The organism is Streptomyces bicolor, assembly GCF_000719285.1.
Lineage (GTDB): Bacteria > Actinomycetota > Actinomycetes > Streptomycetales > Streptomycetaceae > Streptomyces > Streptomyces bicolor.
Map to the genome: position 1 here is coordinate 1 of NZ_JOFS01000016.1, position 16480 is coordinate 16480.

Annotated in this window: 19 protein-coding genes and 1 rRNA gene; 8 read left to right on the forward strand and 12 right to left on the reverse strand. The window is 69.3% G+C overall.

Annotated features, from left to right (window positions below; genetic code table 11):
- A 5S ribosomal RNA gene (gene rrf / locus IF78_RS0121260) occupies positions 1-80 on the forward strand; the annotation flags it as partial.
- 70 nt (positions 81-150) lie between these two features.
- Positions 151-696 carry a GNAT family N-acetyltransferase gene (locus IF78_RS0121265; RefSeq protein ID WP_031479263.1) on the forward strand — a complete coding sequence of 182 codons (546 nt, stop codon included), beginning with the start codon at positions 151-153 and terminating at the stop codon, positions 694-696.
- An 8-nt stretch (positions 697-704) separates the two neighbouring features.
- On the opposite strand, the gene IF78_RS0121270 is transcribed toward IF78_RS0121265, so the two are convergent.
- From IF78_RS0121270 to IF78_RS0121300, 7 genes are all read right to left on the reverse strand, one after another.
- Complete coding sequence (locus tag IF78_RS0121270) at positions 705-2255, reverse strand: type IV secretory system conjugative DNA transfer family protein (RefSeq protein ID WP_031479261.1); 1551 nt, start codon at positions 2253-2255, stop codon at positions 705-707.
- 17 nt (positions 2256-2272) lie between these two features.
- Positions 2273-3682 (reverse strand): ATP-binding protein, encoded by a 1410-nt coding sequence (locus IF78_RS0121275; RefSeq protein ID WP_031479259.1) that lies wholly within the window; start codon positions 3680-3682, stop codon positions 2273-2275.
- A gap of 6 nt (positions 3683-3688) precedes the next feature.
- Positions 3689-5245, reverse strand: a complete 1557-nt coding sequence (locus IF78_RS0121280; protein WP_031479257.1) for an SCO6880 family protein — start codon at positions 5243-5245, stop codon at positions 3689-3691.
- Positions 5242-6570, reverse strand: a complete 1329-nt coding sequence (locus IF78_RS0121285) for a membrane protein (protein WP_031479255.1) — start codon at positions 6568-6570, stop codon at positions 5242-5244. The genes IF78_RS0121280 and IF78_RS0121285 overlap by 4 nt, the downstream gene beginning before the upstream one ends.
- Positions 6560-7390: a hypothetical protein gene (locus tag IF78_RS0121290; protein WP_031479253.1), complete on the reverse strand. Its 831-nt coding sequence runs from the start codon at positions 7388-7390 to the stop codon at positions 6560-6562. The genes IF78_RS0121285 and IF78_RS0121290 overlap by 11 nt, the downstream gene beginning before the upstream one ends.
- A 198-nt stretch (positions 7391-7588) precedes the next feature.
- On the reverse strand, positions 7589-7897 hold the full coding sequence (locus IF78_RS0121295; RefSeq protein ID WP_007494892.1) for a hypothetical protein: 309 nt from the start codon (positions 7895-7897) through the stop codon (positions 7589-7591).
- Between the two features lie 490 nt (positions 7898-8387).
- Positions 8388-8999: a TetR/AcrR family transcriptional regulator gene (locus IF78_RS0121300; protein WP_031479250.1), complete on the reverse strand. Its 612-nt coding sequence runs from the start codon at positions 8997-8999 to the stop codon at positions 8388-8390.
- A 90-nt stretch (positions 9000-9089) separates the two neighbouring features.
- Between IF78_RS0121300 and IF78_RS0121305 the strand changes: the two genes are divergently transcribed.
- Positions 9090-10037 (forward strand): oxidoreductase, encoded by a 948-nt coding sequence (locus IF78_RS0121305; RefSeq protein WP_031479248.1) that lies wholly within the window; start codon positions 9090-9092, stop codon positions 10035-10037.
- A 119-nt stretch (positions 10038-10156) separates the two neighbouring features.
- Here the strand turns inward: IF78_RS0121305 and IF78_RS43780 are convergent, their stop codons facing one another.
- On the reverse strand, positions 10157-10573 hold the full coding sequence (locus IF78_RS43780; protein ID WP_234439772.1) for a hypothetical protein: 417 nt from the start codon (positions 10571-10573) through the stop codon (positions 10157-10159).
- 144 nt (positions 10574-10717) lie between these two features.
- Here IF78_RS43780 and IF78_RS0121315 point away from each other — a divergent pair, with 144 nt between their 5' ends.
- The gene (locus tag IF78_RS0121315; RefSeq protein ID WP_051828063.1) at positions 10718-11056 is read left to right on the forward strand and encodes a hypothetical protein; all 339 of its coding nucleotides are present in this window, start codon (positions 10718-10720) and stop codon (positions 11054-11056) included.
- A 46-nt stretch (positions 11057-11102) separates the two neighbouring features.
- Here the strand turns inward: IF78_RS0121315 and IF78_RS0121320 are convergent, their stop codons facing one another.
- The 4 genes from IF78_RS0121320 to IF78_RS0121335 form a co-directional block, all read right to left on the reverse strand.
- Entirely contained in the window at positions 11103-11450 is a 348-nt protein-coding gene (locus IF78_RS0121320) for a DUF1330 domain-containing protein (RefSeq protein WP_031479242.1), read from the reverse strand.
- A gap of 114 nt (positions 11451-11564) precedes the next feature.
- Positions 11565-11792: a DUF397 domain-containing protein gene (locus tag IF78_RS0121325; protein WP_031479240.1), complete on the reverse strand. Its 228-nt coding sequence runs from the start codon at positions 11790-11792 to the stop codon at positions 11565-11567.
- Positions 11785-11967 (reverse strand): DUF397 domain-containing protein, encoded by a 183-nt coding sequence (locus IF78_RS0121330; RefSeq protein ID WP_031479238.1) that lies wholly within the window; start codon positions 11965-11967, stop codon positions 11785-11787. Before IF78_RS0121330 ends, IF78_RS0121325 begins: the two co-directional genes overlap by 8 nt.
- 10 nt (positions 11968-11977) lie before the next feature.
- On the reverse strand, positions 11978-12823 hold the full coding sequence (locus tag IF78_RS0121335) for a helix-turn-helix domain-containing protein (RefSeq protein ID WP_031479236.1): 846 nt from the start codon (positions 12821-12823) through the stop codon (positions 11978-11980).
- A 196-nt stretch (positions 12824-13019) separates the two neighbouring features.
- On the opposite strand from IF78_RS0121335, the gene IF78_RS0121340 reads away from it, so the two are divergent.
- From IF78_RS0121340 to IF78_RS0121355, 4 genes are all read left to right on the forward strand, one after another.
- On the forward strand, positions 13020-13451 hold the full coding sequence (locus IF78_RS0121340) for an ATP-binding protein (RefSeq protein WP_031479234.1): 432 nt from the start codon (positions 13020-13022) through the stop codon (positions 13449-13451).
- A gap of 97 nt (positions 13452-13548) precedes the next feature.
- The gene (locus IF78_RS47765) at positions 13549-13872 is read left to right on the forward strand and encodes a Uma2 family endonuclease (protein ID WP_051828065.1); all 324 of its coding nucleotides are present in this window, start codon (positions 13549-13551) and stop codon (positions 13870-13872) included.
- Positions 13873-13908: 36 nt separating this feature from the next.
- Positions 13909-14676: a trypsin-like serine peptidase gene (locus IF78_RS0121350; protein ID WP_031479230.1), complete on the forward strand. Its 768-nt coding sequence runs from the start codon at positions 13909-13911 to the stop codon at positions 14674-14676.
- A gap of 22 nt (positions 14677-14698) precedes the next feature.
- A complete protein-coding gene (locus tag IF78_RS0121355; protein ID WP_031479228.1) occupies positions 14699-16396 on the forward strand; it encodes a serine/threonine-protein kinase in 1698 nt (565 codons plus the stop codon).
- Positions 16397-16480 lie beyond the last annotated feature (84 nt).

Below are 16480 nucleotides of genomic sequence, written 5' to 3' on the forward strand. Positions count from 1 at the left end.
TTCCGAACCCGGAAGCTAAGCCTTACAGCGCCGATGGTACTGCAGGGGGGACCCTGTGGGAGAGTAGGACGCCGCCGAACAAATTTTGAAGAAAACCCCCGTACCGTAAATCGGTACGGGGGTTTTCTGCGTTCGGCTACGGTGTCTGACATGAGCTACAAGATCCGGTCCATACGTGCCGACGAGTGGCCCGCCGCAAGGGAGTTGCGGCTTGCCGCGTTGCGGGATCCGGTTGCGCCGATCGCCTTTCTCACGACCTACGAGGAGGCCGTGGCCCGGCCGGACTCCTTCTGGCAGGAGCAGGCAGCCGGCGCCTGCGAGGGCGCCGAAGGGGCGCAGCAGATCATCGCCGAGGGGCCGGACGGGGTGTGGGTCGGGACCTTGACCGTGTTGGTGGAGGAGCCGGGGACGACGGACTGGGCCGGATTTCCGGTGGAGCGGAAGCAGGGGCATGTCGTCGCTGTGTTCGTGCGTCCCGAGGAGCGGGGGAACGGGCTGACCGAGGTGATGTTCGATGCCGCCCTGGAGTGGTCGTGGGCGCGGGGCGCGGAGCGGGTCCGGCTCATCGTGCACGAGGAGAACAGGCGGGCACAGCGGTTTTATCGGAAGGTCGGGTTCGTGCCGAGTGGGGTGACCGTGCCGCTCGGCGAGGGGTCGGGGGAGTCCGAGTTGGAGTTCGTCATCGAGCGGCCTTAGTGGCAGGCCTACACCGGCAGTTCGTCGTGCGGCCAGCGGGAGCGGGCCTGTTCCCGGGACCGGAGCAGGGCCAGGGTCGGCATACCCCGGTCCGCTCCGGTGGCCAGCAGCTCCGGGAGCTGGGGAAGCGGAGCCACGGCGGCGACGTCGTCCAGGACGAGCGTCAGTGGTGGGTCGAGGCGACCGGAGGATGACCGTTCGGCCATGCGCCGGCCGCGCTCGACCACGCTTGCGGCGAGGGCCGTCAGGAGTGGCATGGCGCCCGGGTTCGCTCGGGGATCCTCGATGGATTCACCCACCAGATAAAGCGTGCCCGCTTCATGGACGAAGGAATCCAAGGTGAGGGCATCAGTTCGGTTTGGAGTGCAGGCCTCTCGGATGTTGACGGTGTGCAGGGCGGCGAGGGCCCGGGTGGTCAACTCCTGAGCCATGTCTCGGCGTTCCGGGTGGGCCGTCAGGGCGGCTTCGAGCTCGCCTGCCGCGCCTGGGGCCGCCTTCGGGTTCGTACGGAGGGTTCGTACGGCGTCCTGGACCTGGTTGCCCTGGGACCAGCGGTGGACGTGGCGGATGGTGCGGCCGTCGATGGCCGCGGCGTGCAGGTAGCTGCGCAGGAGCGTTTCGGCTACCGCCGCGAGGGCCTGGTCCAGTTTGGCGGTCGGGCGGATCGGGGCGAGGAGGGCGGCGGCTCGCTGGGTCGCCGTATCCCTGTCCTCGCAGCCTGCGGTGGGGGACCAGTGGAGGCGGGCCGGGGTGTCGCAGAGGTGGGTCGGATCGTAGAGGAGGACCGGGCCCAGCTTCGAGCGGGCGTCCTTTGTGTCCTGCCAGAGGGCTGGGTTCGACGTGACTACGAGGGCGGGGCCTTCCGCGTCGCGTACTGCTCGGGTGGCCGTTTGCAGGCGGCTTTCCTTCGGGGCTACGAGGATTGTTTCCCACCCGGCCATCGGTTCGGCGAGCAGGGGGCTGTGGGAGTCCGCGTCGGGCACCGCCCCCTCGCCGCGTTCCGTCGCCCTCGCGATCGTCGTCCCCGTCGGGTCGGGCTCCGTCCGTGGCGCGGGCACCCCGGCCTGTGCCGGTGCAGGGGCGGCGGTCCCGGTGTCGTCCGAGGGCTGTCCAGGCTCTCCCGCACTCCCTGTCCGGCCCGCACTCCCCGTCTTGCCCGCACGCCTGCCGGCCCTGACCGCGCGCCACCGTGCCACCGTCCCCATCACGAACACGGTCAGTACGACGAGGACCATCAACTGGCCGATGAACACGCCCCAGAACAGCCCGTACCCCGACAGCTGACCGGCCGGCGTGTCCGGCCACGCGCCCGCCATGTCGTGGGGCTCGGCGATCAGGGAGCGCATGGCGAGCGGTGTGCGGGTGAAGGTGACTCCGGACGGCCAGGTGCCGTGCGAGAACAGGGCTGCCAGGCCCGTCGCCGTCCACACCAGCAGCGTCATGCCGAGGAGGAAGGCGAGTATGCCGATCAGCAGGCCGTCGGGGATGCCCCCTTGGCTGTCACGGCGGTCACGGCTGTCACGGCCGTCCCGGTGTCGCAGGCGGTCGTCCGGTCTCACGCTGCCCTCCCCTTCGCCTACGCCACCGTCGATTCGGAGTCGCCGAGGTGCTGTTCCACGAAGGCCGCCGCCCGCTCCTCCGCCTCGAGTTCGGCGGCGCGCAGGGCGTCGTCGGCGAGGTCGCTGGCCGATTCGGTCATGGCGCGGTCGGTGAAGACGAGAGGGCGTTCGGTCTCGGTGACCAGGTGTTTGACGACCTGGACGTTGCCGTTGACGTCCCACACCGCGATGCCGGGAGTGAGGGTCGGGATGATCTCCACGGCCCAGCGCGGCAGCCCGAGCACCCGGCCTGTCGCCCTCGCCTCGTCCGCCTTCTGGGCGTAGATCGTCCTCGTGGACGCCATCTTGAGGATCGCGGCCGCTTCCTTCGCCGCCGCGCCGTCGACGACGTCCGACAGGTGGTGGACGACGGCGACGAAGGACAGGCCGAGCCGTCGGCCGAACTTCAGCAGGCGCTGGAAGAGCTGGGCCACGAAGGGGCTGTTGATGATGTGCCAGGCCTCCTCGACCAGGAAGATGCGCTTCTTCCGGTCGGGGCGGATCCAGGTGTGTTCCAGCCAGACGCCGACGATCGCCATCAGGATCGGCATCGCGATGGAGTTGCGGTCGATGTGGGACAAATCGAACACGATGAGAGGCGCGTCGAGGTCGATGCCGACCGTGGTGGGGCCGTCGAACATGCCCCTGAGGTCACCGTCGACCAGACGGTCGAGGACCAGGGCGACGTCCAGGCCCCATGCGCGTACGTCGTCTATGGCGACGTTCATCGCCTCGGCCGACTCCGGCTCGGGGTGCCGTAGCTGTTCGACGATGTCTGTCAGGACCGGCTGGCGTTCGATGATCGTTTCGTTGACGTAGGCGTGCGCGACCTTCAGGGCGAAGCCGGAGCGTTCGTCCAGGCCGTGGCCCATCGCGACCTCGATGATCGTGCGGAGCAGTGCGAGCTGGCCCGTGGTCGTGATCGACGGGTCGAGGGGGTTGAGGCGGATACCCATGTCCAGGGCGGCCGTCGGGTCCAGGCGGATGGGAGTTATCCCCAGCTCCTGCGCGATGAGGTTCCACTCGCCGACGCCGTCCTCGCCCTGTGCGTCCAGGACGACGACCTGGCGGTCGCGGAAGCGCAGCTGGCGCAGGACGTACGTCTTCTCCAGCGCCGACTTGCCGTTGCCGGACTCGCCGAGGACCAGCCAGTGCGGGGCGGGGAGCTGCTGGCCGTACAGCTGGAAGGGGTCGTAGATGTAGCCCTTTCCGGAGTAGACCTCGCGGCCGATGATGACGCCCGAGTCGCCGAGGCCGGGGGCGGCGGTCGGGAGGTAGACCGCCTGCGCCTGGCCCGTGGACGTGCGCACCGGCGGCCGGGTCGTCTCGACCTTCCCGAACAGGAAGGACGTGAAGGCGTCGGTGAGGACGGACAGCGGGTCCCGCATCAGGTCCTACCTCCGAATGCCGGTGGCGAAGGGGAGTGTGTTGACGAATGCCCGGTGGTGCTCCCGGTCGCACCATTCAAGCTTCAGATACGACTTTCCGGCTGACGCCCGGATGGTCCGCTTGTCGCGTGCCAGGGCCTCGGGGGTGCGGGAGGAGACGGTGATGTAGCCGACGAGGTTGACGCCGGCGGCACCGCTCGCGAGGTCCTCGCCGCGCTGGTCGAGGCGGGTGTGGGCGGCGACGTCGCGGGGGTCGACGGTGCGGTTCATCTTGGCGGCGCGGCTGGCCTCCGCCTCGTCGTTGGTCTTCTCGGTCAGCATGCGCTCGATGGCGACCTCGGTGGGTTCGAGGTCCATCGTGACGGCGACCGTGCGGATGACGTCCGGGGTGTGGACGAGGAGGGGCGCCAGGAAGTTGACGCCGACCGGGGTCATCGGCCACTCCTTCACCCAGGCGGTGGCATGGCACCACGGCGCGCGGGTGGACGACTCCCGGGTCTTCGCCTGGAGGAACGTCGGCTCCATGGCGTCCAGCTCGGCCGGCCAGGCGTTGCGCTTCGTCATCGCCTGGATGTGGTCGATGGGGTGGTCCGGGTCGTACATGGAGTGGATGAGGGAGGCGAGGCGGCCCTGGCCGAGCGGCTGCCGTACGCGGATGTCGGCCTCCTGGAGGCGCGAGCAGATGTCGGTCAGCTCGCGGGCCATCACGACCGCGAGACCGGCGTCCCGGTCGACCTTGCCGCCGTGCGGGCGGGCCGCGCGGGCCATCGCCATGGCCTCGGCGGCCAGGTCGCGGGTGTAGTGCATGCAGGCGACGAGGTACGCGCGGTGCTGCTCGCTGCTCGTCGACACCATCGACTGGAGTTGGTCGTACGACTGCTGCAGCCAGCCCGGGGCCCGCTCGTCGCCGCGCATGGCGACGTCCTTGGCGTGGGCGTCCGGGTCGGCGGGAAGGGTGCGTGCGAGCATCTGCAGGCGCGTCACGAAGCCGTCGCCGTTGGCGACGTGCTTCAGCAGCGTGCCGAAGCGGTCGACGAGGGCTTCCTGGTCCTCGGAGTCGCGCAGGCCCACGCCGGGGCCCTCGATCTCGATGGCGGCCGTGACCGTGCGGCGGTCGGCGTGCAGGAGTACGGCGATCTCGTCGGGCCCGAAGGGGGCGGCCAGCCAGGTGATGCGGCCGATGCCCGGCGGCGGGCCGACCTCGACCTCGCGGCCGTCGATGCGGGTGCCGGCCTCGATGACGCCGGAGCGGTAGGCGGTGCCCCGGCGGAGGGTGCGCTTGTAGCTGCGGTTGATCTCGAACCACTTGTAGAACGTCCGCTGCTTGTACGGCACGTAGACCGCGGCGAGCGCGAGCAGCGGGAAGCCCGTGAGCAGCACGATGCGCAGGGACAGGACGGGGACGAGGAGCCCGCACATCATGCCGAGGAACGCGCCCACGATGATCAGCGCGATCTCGCCGGTCTCACGGTTGCGGCCGACGACCGCGTTCGGCCGGGCGCGGCCGATCAGATACGCACGGCGGGGCGTGACCGGATGGGACACGTGGGACTGCGTCGTCAACGCCCGTCACCTCCTGAACTGTTGCTGTTGCGGGTGTTGCTGGCGTGGGGGGTGTTCACCGGGCTTCCCGAGCGGGGCGCGGGTGCGGCGGAGGGGACAGATCCGCCGCCCCCGTTGGAGGGGCGCGAACTGTGCGCGGCGACGCCGCCGGAGGCGGGATTGGAGGGGCGGGGCGAGTTCGACTGGCCTCCGCCGCCGTTGTTGTCCGCGCGGGAGCTGTGGGTCTTGATGCCCTGGGCGACGAGGGTCGCCGGGGAGCTGATCACGGCGGCGGCCTTGCCCTCGGCGCCGCGCATGATGCGGTTGTTGCGGGAGCCGGCGATCTCGTCGCCGAAGCCCGGGACGAAGCGGTAGATCATCGCGCTGGCGAAGATGGCGAGCAGGATGATGGCCAGGCCGGACACGACGGCCGAGAAGGCGTTCGGGCCGTCGTCGGCGGACAGGGCGCCGGCCAGGCCGAGCACGATCACGATGACCGGCTTCACCAGGATGACCGCGATCATGATGCCGGCCCAGCGGCGGACGTGGCCCCACAGGTTCTTGTCGACCAGGCCCGCGTAGACGACGGTGCCGAGGAGGGCGCCGACGTAGAGCAGGGCGGCGCGGATGACGAGCTCCAGCCACAGGATGCCGGCGGCGAGGATGCTGACCAGGGAGACGACGATCAGCATGATCGGGCCGCCGCCGATGTCCTCGCCCTTCTCCAGGGCGCCGGCGAAGGTGCCGAAGAAGGTGTCCGTCTGGTCGCCGGTCGTCTTCGCCAGGACGTCCGTGATGCCGTCGGTCGCCGATACGACCGTGTAGAGGATCAGCGGCGTGAACGCGGACGCGAGCACCGTGAGCCAGAGGAAGCCGATCGCCTCGGAGATGGCGGTGGTGAGGGGGACGCCGCGGACTGCTCGCTTGGCGACTGCCAGGAGCCAGAGGAGGAGGGTGAGGATCGTCGACGCCGCGAAGACGACGGCGTACTGCTGGAGGAACTTGGGGTTCGTGAAGTCGACGTTCGCGGTGTCTTTTACGGCTTCGCTGAGCTGCTTGATGGTCCAGGACGCGGCGTCTGCGCAGCCCTTGGCGAGGGAGGAGAGGGGGTCGAGGGTGGAGGTGGGGTCGGTTAGGGAGGGGGTGCCGGTTCGATTGCTGCCGCCGCCGTTGTCTTCTTCGCAGTACTGCTTGGCGGGACCGATGAGCAGGTCACAGGGGTCGTTGCTCGGCGTTGGCGTAGGTGTGGGAGCCGCGTAGGCGCGCGTGGCCAGCAGCACGGCACTGGTCTGTACGGCGGCCAACAAGGCCGTGAGCTTGAGTACGCGACGCGGGCTACCGGGCATACGTGAACCCTCCGTACTCTTCGATGGCCTTGCTGATCTCGTCGGAGCCGGCGGCTCTGTCGTCACCGGGCACCGGCGCAGGCCCGTCCTTCTGGGTGTCCGCGGTGATCTTCCAGTCGTTGTTGACCCACTGCAGGTCGAAGGTCCAGGTCTTCCAGGTCGAGCTCACAGGGTCGGTTGAACTTTGGCCTGACATGCCGATGAGGCCCATGTACCAGACGGAGACCTTGGCGCTGCTTGTGCTGTACTGCTCGACTTTTGTGCCTACCGGCACGGTGCGCGATACGAACGTGCTGCCCTCGGGGGCGGCGCCGTTCTCGTCGAGGCCGAGCTTGCTGAGGAAGTCCGGCGAGTAGGCCTGGTCCATCGCGCTCTGGAGCTTGGCAGCTGCCGTCGGCGTGTAGATGGTGTCGACGATGCTGTGCCGGGTGGCCTGGTTGAACATGCCGGTTGAACCCAGCGTCACCGCATAGTTGGCCGCCGCACTCTGCGCACCCTGCTCATCCTGAGCGAACCCCGCCGGAATCCCCCCGGCCTTCCCGTCCACCGGCCGTGCCCCACTCGCCGCCGTAGTGGAGGATTTCGGCTGGTTTTCGTCCCCGGCCGGGGAATCGGAGTCGTCGCCTCCACGGTTCGCGAAGGCGATCGCTGCGATCAGGAGGACCACCACGCCGACCACGGTGACCAGGCTCCGGGACGACGAGCGGCCGCCTCGCCGCGCGCCCCCGTACACGTCACCGCCGCTCTCGGGCAGCCGTGTGCGGGTCTGGCCCGTGCCTCCGTAACCGCCGGAGGACTCCCGCTCGTCTCCGAGACTCATGCCGCGTACGCCCCCTCGGCGTCGGACGAAAACACGTTGGAGTACGACGGTAGCCGGGCTGGTTCCCGCATGGGCGCGGTGTGGTGACTCGACATCAGGGAAAACGCAACCTCAGCCGGTGAGCACGACGGGTGGGTCGGGGACTAGGGGGGCCGGGCGTGCCCGGAGCGTATGGAGGAGACGGAGGGGAGCGGACCGCTAGACGGCCATGCCGTACACGATGGTGAACAGCGTGCCCAGTGAGCCGATGATGAAGACGCCCGTCAGACCGGCGACGATCAGACCCTTGCCCTGCTCGGCGCTGAACGTGTCGCGCAGGGCCGTGGCGCCGATACGCTGTTTGGCCGCGCCCCAGATGGCGATGCCGAGGCAGAGCAGGATGGCGACCGCCATGACGACCTGGATCATCGTCTTGGCTTCGTTCCCCAATGCCCCGAAGGGACCCCAGTCCGGAGCGATCCCGCCGATGATGGTGTTGATGTCGCCCTTGTCGGCCGCAAAGAGCATGTAAGTCACCGCCCCTGTTGGGTAGTTCCGCAGTCCCCCTGCGGTGCGCAGAGGTCAGGCCTCATTCTCGCCGACATTGTCGCCGTCGTATGTCGACTTGGCGTCATTGATGGGCGGGATTCGTACGAATAGCTCGTACGGTTACTCTGTGTATCACGGCAGGTCACGCCGGGCAATGATGCCTGAGCGGAACCTGTCGTGTGGCTCCGTCGTTAGCTCCCTTCACGCCGGGTAGCCGTTTCTGACGGCCGGTCGGGTGAGTGGTCGCGCCCGTGTTCTGCGGGTGAAGGCTATCCCGGCAGCGCCAACGGGCCACGGCGGGGTGCCGTGGCCCGTAGCAGGTAGGGATGGTGACTGAGCGTCAGCCGGTGAAGGCGTCCAGGCCCTGGGGGGTGCCCCAGCCGGTGGGGCCGTCGTAGCCGGTGCCGGCGGTGAATGCCGGGGGATGGCCTCGGCTTGACCCCGGTGCTTTTCGCGGGCCTCAGTGCCGTCAGCGGGGCTTCAGGCCGTGCAGCAGGTGGTGGACCAGGCCCTCCACCCCCGCCAGGGCCGCCTCCGGCGTCAGCCAGCCGCCCGCGATGAAGGCGGCCATGCCGTGCAGGGCGGCGCCCGTGACCAGGTTGAGTTCCTCGGGGTCGCCCTCGATGATCTCGCCGCGGTTCTGGGCGTCCGCGAGGACCCGCTCCAGGCTTCCGACCGTCTGCTCCACGGCGGCCGCCATCTGCTCCGAGGCATCGGGATCGTGCTTGCGGGCGTACATCAGCTCCAGGAGCTCGGCGTTGTCGATGGCGAAGCCGAGGTAGGTCCGGGCCAGGGCGGTGAGGCGGCGTTCGAGGGGGAGTGCCCGGTCGTCGGCCGCGCCCAGGGCCTGGCCGAGCCGTTCGTACCCGGCCAACGCCAGGGCGTTGAGCAGGGCCTGCTTGTCCTTGAAGTGCCGGCCGGGGGCGGCGTGGCTGACGCCGACCTCGCGGGCCAGTTCCCGGAGGGAGAGGGAGGCGGCGCCCTTGTCGCGCAGGGTGCGTTCCGCGGCGGTGAGCAGGGCGGCGCGCAGGTCTCCGTGGTGGTAGCGGCGGCTCTCGGGACTTTCTGGCATGCGCACCATCGTAGCTTGATGTTGGCGGTGCCATCTTTGTTGGCGTCGTCATCATTGTTGTCATTGACAGCATTGTTGGCGGCGCCTACATTCGTAGTCATGGCTGACAAGACGAAGCAGATGAACCCGATGAACCGGACATGGGACGCGACCCGCCTCCCCGACCTCACCGGCCGCACGGCCGTCATTACCGGGGCCAACAGCGGCATCGGCCTCAGGGCGGCGGAGGCGCTGGCCGGGGCCGGTGCGCATGTGGTGTTCGCCGTACGAGACCTGGAACGGGGCCGGGCAGCGGCGGCGACCGTGAACGGCAGCACGGAGGTACGGCGGCTGGACCTGGCGGACCTGTCCTCGGTGCGGGAGTTCGCGTACGGCTGGGAGGGCCGGCCGCTGGACCTGCTGATCAACAACGCGGGCGTGATGATGCTGCCGGAGCAGCGGACGCGGGACGGCTTCGAGATGCAGTTCGGCACGAACCATCTGGGCCACTTCACGCTGACGAACCTGCTGCTGCCGTACATCACGGACCGGGTCGTCACGCTCTCCTCGTCCGCCCACCGCATGGGCGACGGAAAGATCCACTTCGACGACCTGAACCTGACGGCGAACTACGGCCCGGCCCGTGCCTACGCCCAGTCCAAGCTGGCGAACCTGCTGTTCGTGCTGGAACTCGAGCGCCGGCTGGCGGCGGCGGGGTTCTCCGTCCGGGCGGTGGCGGCGCACCCCGGCTGGGCCGCCACCAACCTCCAGAGCCACCACGGCAATCCGTTGGTGCGGGGGTTCATGCAGGTCGGCAACAAGTTGTTCGCCCAGGACGACCGGGCGGGTGCTCTGCCGACCCTGTTCGCCGCGACGCAGGACATCCCCGGCGCGAGTTACGTCGGGCCGGACGGACTGGGTGAGTGGCGGGGCGCGCCGACGCTGGTGGGCCGCACCCGGGCGGCGAGCGATGCGGAGGCGGCGCGGCGGCTGTGGACGGTGTCCGAGGAACTCACGGGGGTGAGCTGGCCGTTGGGGGAGGTGGAGCGGGTGGCGGCGGAGCGGTAGTGGGCTCCGCCGCCCCGACACGACTTCTGCCAGGTCAGGAGTTTGAGCAGGTCAGGAGTATGAGCAGGTCAGGAGTTTGAGCAGGTCAGGAGGCTGACCAGGTTGGACTCCTGAGCGCGTCACGACTCCGGCTGGGTCACCGTCAGAGCCCACCGAATGTTGTCCGACGAAGCGTCGACGCCGATCACGAACGACCCGGAGCGGACCACGCCGGGATCCATGGTCACCGAGCCCACCCCGGCCTCTCCGGCCGGGCAGTCGACCGAGAACGCGGCGACCTCCGTCTCCTGGGACATCCGCACCCGCACATCGCCGCCGCCCTCGCAGGCCACCGTGAGCACGGTCGGCAGCCCCTCCCACGCGCCACCGGACGCGACACCGCCGTCTCCGGTCTGCTCCGGCACCCACACCAGGCCCTCCGGCCCGGGATGGGGCAGCAGGACATCGGCCGACGCGGCGGCGGGCGCCGCCCCCAGGCCGGTAAGTCCGCAGGCCGCCAGTGCCGTCATGGCCAGGGCACGGCTGGTTCGTCTCACGTGCGTTCCCCCTCAAGTTGGTTTGCCGGTCGGTCAATTGGTCGGTCGGTCGTGGTGCAGTCTGCCGTGACGGATGACCTGGTGCCTGAGTATTCGTACTCAGAGGTAGGCCGTGCTCGGAGGTGGTCGATCGATGCCGATGCGGTGCGGATCCTCGGTGCCGGTGAGCCGCGGATGCTCGGCTACGCCGACGCGCGCGTGCCGCATTCCGCCCCGGGCGGCGCGCGGTTGCTCGACGCGCCGCTCGACGAGTCGGTAGGGCGGCTGGTCGCTCACATACGGCAGTTCCGCCCGGAGGAACTGGCCCGTGCGGGCAAGGGCATGAACACGGTGGCCCATCGCAGCGAGGTGGAGCGAGGGGCGGCGCCCGGCCTGCTCGCCGGCTTCGCGCCGGACGTCCGGGAGAGGTTTCTCTCCACAGAGTGGTACACCCGGCAGGACGCGGTCTCCCCTGTGTCCGCCCAGACGGAACTGACCGCTTGAGCGACAACGCACCGAGGCGGGAGCCGAAAACCGACCGGCTCCAGAGCTATTCGGCGGCCAACGCTTCCCGCATGGCCTTCGCCGTCACGGTCGGGTCGTAGCCCTCCGGGACGCCCTCGACGAGGATGATGTCGCCCTCGATGTGCCGTGAGCGCAGGGGCGCGATCTCCTGGTAGGCGGGCGAGTCCCACCATGCCCGCGCCTCGGCGATCCCGGGGAAGCCGATGACCACGACGGCCCCCGGCCAACTGCCCTCCTTCGTCTCGTGCGGGGTGACGTGCACGAGGAAGCGGCCGCCGTACGGCTCGAAGGTGGCGGGGATGCGCTCGATGTACTCGGCGACCTCCGGGTGCGGGGTGGCGTTTCGGAGGTGGGCGATGGCGTAGGCGGGCATGGTGTCCTTCCGGTCGGTCGGGCTCCTGTGCTCACGTTGTGCTTGTGCTCTCGATCGTGGCACGCGGGCAGGCCGGGATCGATTACCTGCCGGGTAATCCGGCCGGCGGCATCGTCATTCCACGAAGTGGTCGAACTCGCCCGCCTGTACGCCGAGTACGAAGGCGTCCCACTTGCGGCGGTTGGTGGTGACCACGTTGTCCGGATCGCTGGTCTCGCGGATGTAGACGGGGGTCTCGCCGCCATCGCCCTCCCCGAAGGCGATCTCGATCCAGGGGCCCGGGCCGGGGGCGTCGGGTGGGGCGGCTCGTTCCCAGGTGAGGTTCGGGGGGATTTCAGGCATGCGGGACCTTTTTGAGGCTGGTGAGGAGGGCGTGGAAGGCGGCGGGGGTGGAGGTGAGTATCGCGCCGGTCGGGTCGCTGCTTTCGGTTAGATGGATCGTTTCCCTGGTGGTGGCGACGTGGACGCACGAAGCGCCTTCGGAGCAGTACGACGACTTCTGCCAGCAGAGGTTCATGGGCTTTCCTTCACATGTCTCGCATCACGTTGTGGATGAGGTCCCGGGTCTTCTCCGGCGCGAGCGCAAGGGCCTCGATACGACTGAACAGGGTGCGGTACTTGTGCAACTGTGCCTCGGCGTCGAGGAACGCCAGGCCGTGAGCCTGGTCGAGGTAGACGGTGTCCAGTTGCGGTACCGGGCCGTGTGCGTAGTGGATCGACTGCCCTGATCCCGGGTAGGCCCCGGAGTCGAAGGTGATGGCGTGCAGGGTGATGTGGTCCCGCTCGCTCATGTCGAGCAGGTGCTGCAACTGCTGTCGGGCAACCGTGGGGCCGCCGACCTTCATGCGCAGGGCAGCCTCGTGGATGATCGCCTTGTAGGGGGTCGGTTCGTCCTCGCGGAAGAGGACTGCCTGTCGCTTGATACGGAACGACAAGCGGTGCTCGATGTCGGGCGGCGGGAGTTCGGTGACCGCCTGCCGGAAGATCTCGAGTGCGTACTCGCGGGTCTGCAGCAGGCCGGGGATGCGCGCTGTCGTCGAGTCGCGCAACGACTGGGCGTGGTGCTCCAGTTCGGCGAGGTCGAGAAGCGACGTGGGAAGCATCTCGCGGTACTGGTCCCACCAGCCGCCGGTGCGCTGGGAGGTCATCTCGCTCAGCGCCTCGACGAGGGGCTTGTCGGAGCAGTCGTAGTGGCAGGCGACCTGGCGTACCCGCTCGGAACTCATGCCGACGCGACCGGCCTCCATGTTGCTGACCTGTGCCTGCTTGATGCCCAGAAGTTGACCCGCCTCGGTGGCGTTCAGACCCGCACGTTCACGGAGTTTGCGCAGCTCGGCACCGAACCGCAGTTGGCGACCCGTCGGGTTTCTCACGGGCTTGCAGCCTCCTCGCTGTCACTCACACGGGTGGCAATGAATGCGATTCCGGGGAAACGGTGAATGCATTTACTGATGCCCACTACCTTACAACTGGGCCCCCGCCCAGAAGCGCACCGCTCGACGGAGTGGCAGGCCACTGGGCAACAACCACCCGCATCCTCCCAACTCCCCTCAGTGATCGGAGACTTCCATGGCCACCGTATCCCCGTCCTGGGCCTACACCCTCCAACTCCCGCACGATCCACGCGCACCGGGCATCGCCCGCGCCACCCTCCGCACCGTCCTCGCCGCCCACGGCCTCACCGACGTCACCCCCACCGCCGAACTCCTGGCCGCCGAACTCCTCGCCAACGCCCACCGCCACACGACCGGCCCGTACGCCCTCCGTGTGCGCCCGATGGACGCCGAGCGCCTCCGGGTCGCGGTATGGGACACGGACCCGAGGGTCCCGCCCGGTTTCGCGGTCGACGGCGATCTGCCCGCCGTACCGCCGGACGACGCGGAGAACGGCCGGGGCCTGCAGCTCGTACGCGCATGCGCGGACTCCGTCGGGGTCTCCGTGCTGCGAGAGCTGGGGGCGTCGAAGGGTGGGAAGTTGTTGTGGGCCGAGTGCCAGTGGTGAGGCCGGGAAGGCTGCGCGAGACGGCCGAGAGGATTGAAGGCCTGACCGGGCTGCGGGTGCAGATTGTGGGCGGCAAGCTCGTGATGTCCCCTCCTCGATGCTCGCCGCCCCGGAGGACGCCGCGCTCGCCGTCGAGGTCATCTCCCAGTCCGAGAAGTCCCGCGAGATCAGGGACAAGGCCGACTGGTACGCCGTCGCCCGCGTCCCCGTCCTCCTCGTCATCGACCCCCGAAACGGCACCTGGGCCCTGCACACCCGTCCGGACAACGGCGTCTACCAGGACGTACTCCCCGGCAAGTTCGGAGAAGCCGTACGGCTGCCCGAGCCGCTCGGCATCGAGGTCTCCACCGACGGCTTCCCTCTGTACGGTGCTTCACCGCGCCGGCGGCGAGGGGGCGAAGGCCGCGAGGGCGACGTCTGACGTTCCTCTCACCTTCGTGGGCCACAGTGGCCCACGATGATGCCCACCTCGCGTCCCTCGCGCCTCTCCCTGTACGCCGCCAGCCTCCTCCTCGCCTTCACCTCGGCCTCCGCGGCGGCCGACGCCGGTTCAGGTCCCTTCGGCGTGACAGCGCCTGCCGCGGCGCAGGCGCGCAGTGCGCGGGTCGGTGCGCTGTTCGCGGCGGACCGTCGCGACCGCCTGCGCGGTGGTCACTTCTGCACCGCGTCCGTCGTGCACAGCCCACACCGGAACCTCATCGTCACCGCCGCCCACTGTCTGGGCGGAAAGCCGCGAGAACTCGTGTTCGTGCCGCGGTACCGGGACGGCGAGGAGCCGTACGGAGTCTGGAAGGTGGGGAGACGGTTCCTGTCGAAGGCGTGGGAGGAGAGGCGGGACGAGGACAGCGACGTGGCGTTCCTGGTGGTGGGGGATCGGGGCGGGAAAGGCGTCGAGGATGTGGTGGGTGGCAATCGGTTGGCCACGGACACGGCCGCCGGGACCATGGCGGTGACCGTTACCGCGTATCCCAACGACCTTGAGAAAGCTGTGAGTTGCACCAACAGGCCTCGCCTCTTCAGGCATACGCAGCAGCGCATCGAATGCCCCGGGTTCGGTGGCGGGAGCAGCGGGAGCCCCTGGGTCGACGGGGACGGGGCGGTCGTGGGTGTGCTCGGTGGGCATGACGATGGCGGGACGTCGGCGGATGCGTCGTACAGCGCGGTGCTGGGGGTGCGGGCGGCGGAGTTGTACCAGGAAGCGGAAAGGGACTCCGCGTCCAACTGATCTCTGTGGCAAGGTCTGTTCAGTGGACGCACTGAAAGATCGGGACCCCGCGCACATAGGTGCGTACACGCTGCTCGCACGGCTCGGGGCGGGCGGTATGGGGCAGGTCTATCTCGCGCGGTCGCCAGGTGGGCGGCTGGTCGCCATCAAGGTGATCCGGGACGAGATCACCGACCATCCGGAGGCGCTGGCCCGGTTCCGGCGTGAGGTGGAGACGGTGCGGGCCGTGCGGAGTGCGTATACGGCGAACCTGATCGACGCCTCGCTGGATGCGGCGCCGTATTGGCTGGCCACGGAGTATGTGTCGGGACCGACTCTGAGCGGGGCCGTGGGGGAGCGGGGGGCGTTGCCGGCCGAGACGTGCCGTGGGGTGCTCGCCGCCCTCGCCGAGGGTCTCGCGGCGGTGCACGCGCACGGTGTCACGCACCGGGACCTCAAGCCGCAGAACGTCATCCTCGCCGCTCAAGGGCCCCAGCTCATCGACTTCGGGATCGCGCGCGGTGCCGGTCAGACGGCGCTCACCGAGGCCGGGTTCGCGCCGGGCACGCCCGGTTTCGCCGCGCCCGAGGTGCTGCTGCGCAACGAGGTGGGTCCGGCGGCGGACGTGTTCGCGCTGGGCGCGACGCTCGCGTACGCGGCGACCGGGCGGGCGCCGTTCGGCATGGGCGAGCCGGCCGGGGTCAGTTACCGGGCGGTGCATGAGCCCATCGACCTCGTCGGCGTGGAGCCGGAGTTGGCGGCCCTCGTCGAGGCGTGTGTGGCCAAGGATCCGGCGGTGCGGCCGGAGCTCGGCGAGGTGATCGCGCGGTGTGGAGTACGGGCGGCCCTCGTCGAGGACCCGTTCTACGCCGGGTTCGCCCAATTGGCCGAGGCGGTGCCGCAGACGCCGCCGGGCGGGCACGCGGGGGCGGCCGCGCTGCCGACGCCTCCGTCGCATCCGCCGCCGGGGGCGCATGAACTGCCCACGGCTGGGGCGGCGTACGGATACGGCTATACGCCCACACAGGTGAACGGGCCGACGCCGGTCACCGACCGACGCCGTGTCGCGCCCTGGATGGTCGCCGTGGCGGCCGGGGTCGCGGTCAGCGTGGGCGTGGCCTTCGTGCTGCTGCCGGACGACGACAAGGACGGTGGTTCCGCCGCAGGGGTCACCAAGTCGCCCAGCACGTCATCATCCGCGGCGGCGTCGAACGGTGCTCCCGCGTATGCGGCGGACAAGATCGACCGTACGCAATGGGTCTCGGACACTGGTGCGTGCCAACTGCCGCCGGAGGAGCGGGCGGGCAACGGCTTCATGGGCTCCGTCAGCGACGCCGCCAACCCGGACGCCGTGTCGGAGACGCTCCCCCTCGACGGCAAGGTGCGGATCGGGTTCCGCGACAAGAACGCGACCGAGGACGCGGAGCCCTACTACGTCACCATCAGCGTGAAGCCACCGCACGACATCGACCCGTCCACCGGTAAGCCCGTCGAGGGGCTGCTGGTCGACAACGTTCGGGTGGGCTACACGAGCAAGCCCATCGACCTGTACAGCGGTAGCGCTCCGGGCGACTGGAAGTACGTCACTTATCCGGATGACTTCAAGTCCTGGGCGAGGGCCGAGCCGTCCCCCGCCATCCCCGTGACCAATGATCCGGGCGATTGGACCGTGCAGTTCCATCACATCCGTACGCCTGACGACTACTCGAGCGTCTTCTGTCTTGGCTTCACGGTGAAATAACGCCACTCTCAGCAAAAACGGTCTTGAACAGCGGCGATATGGGGGAGGGTTGAGCCGTGCGAAAAGTATGGGTGGCCGGTGGTG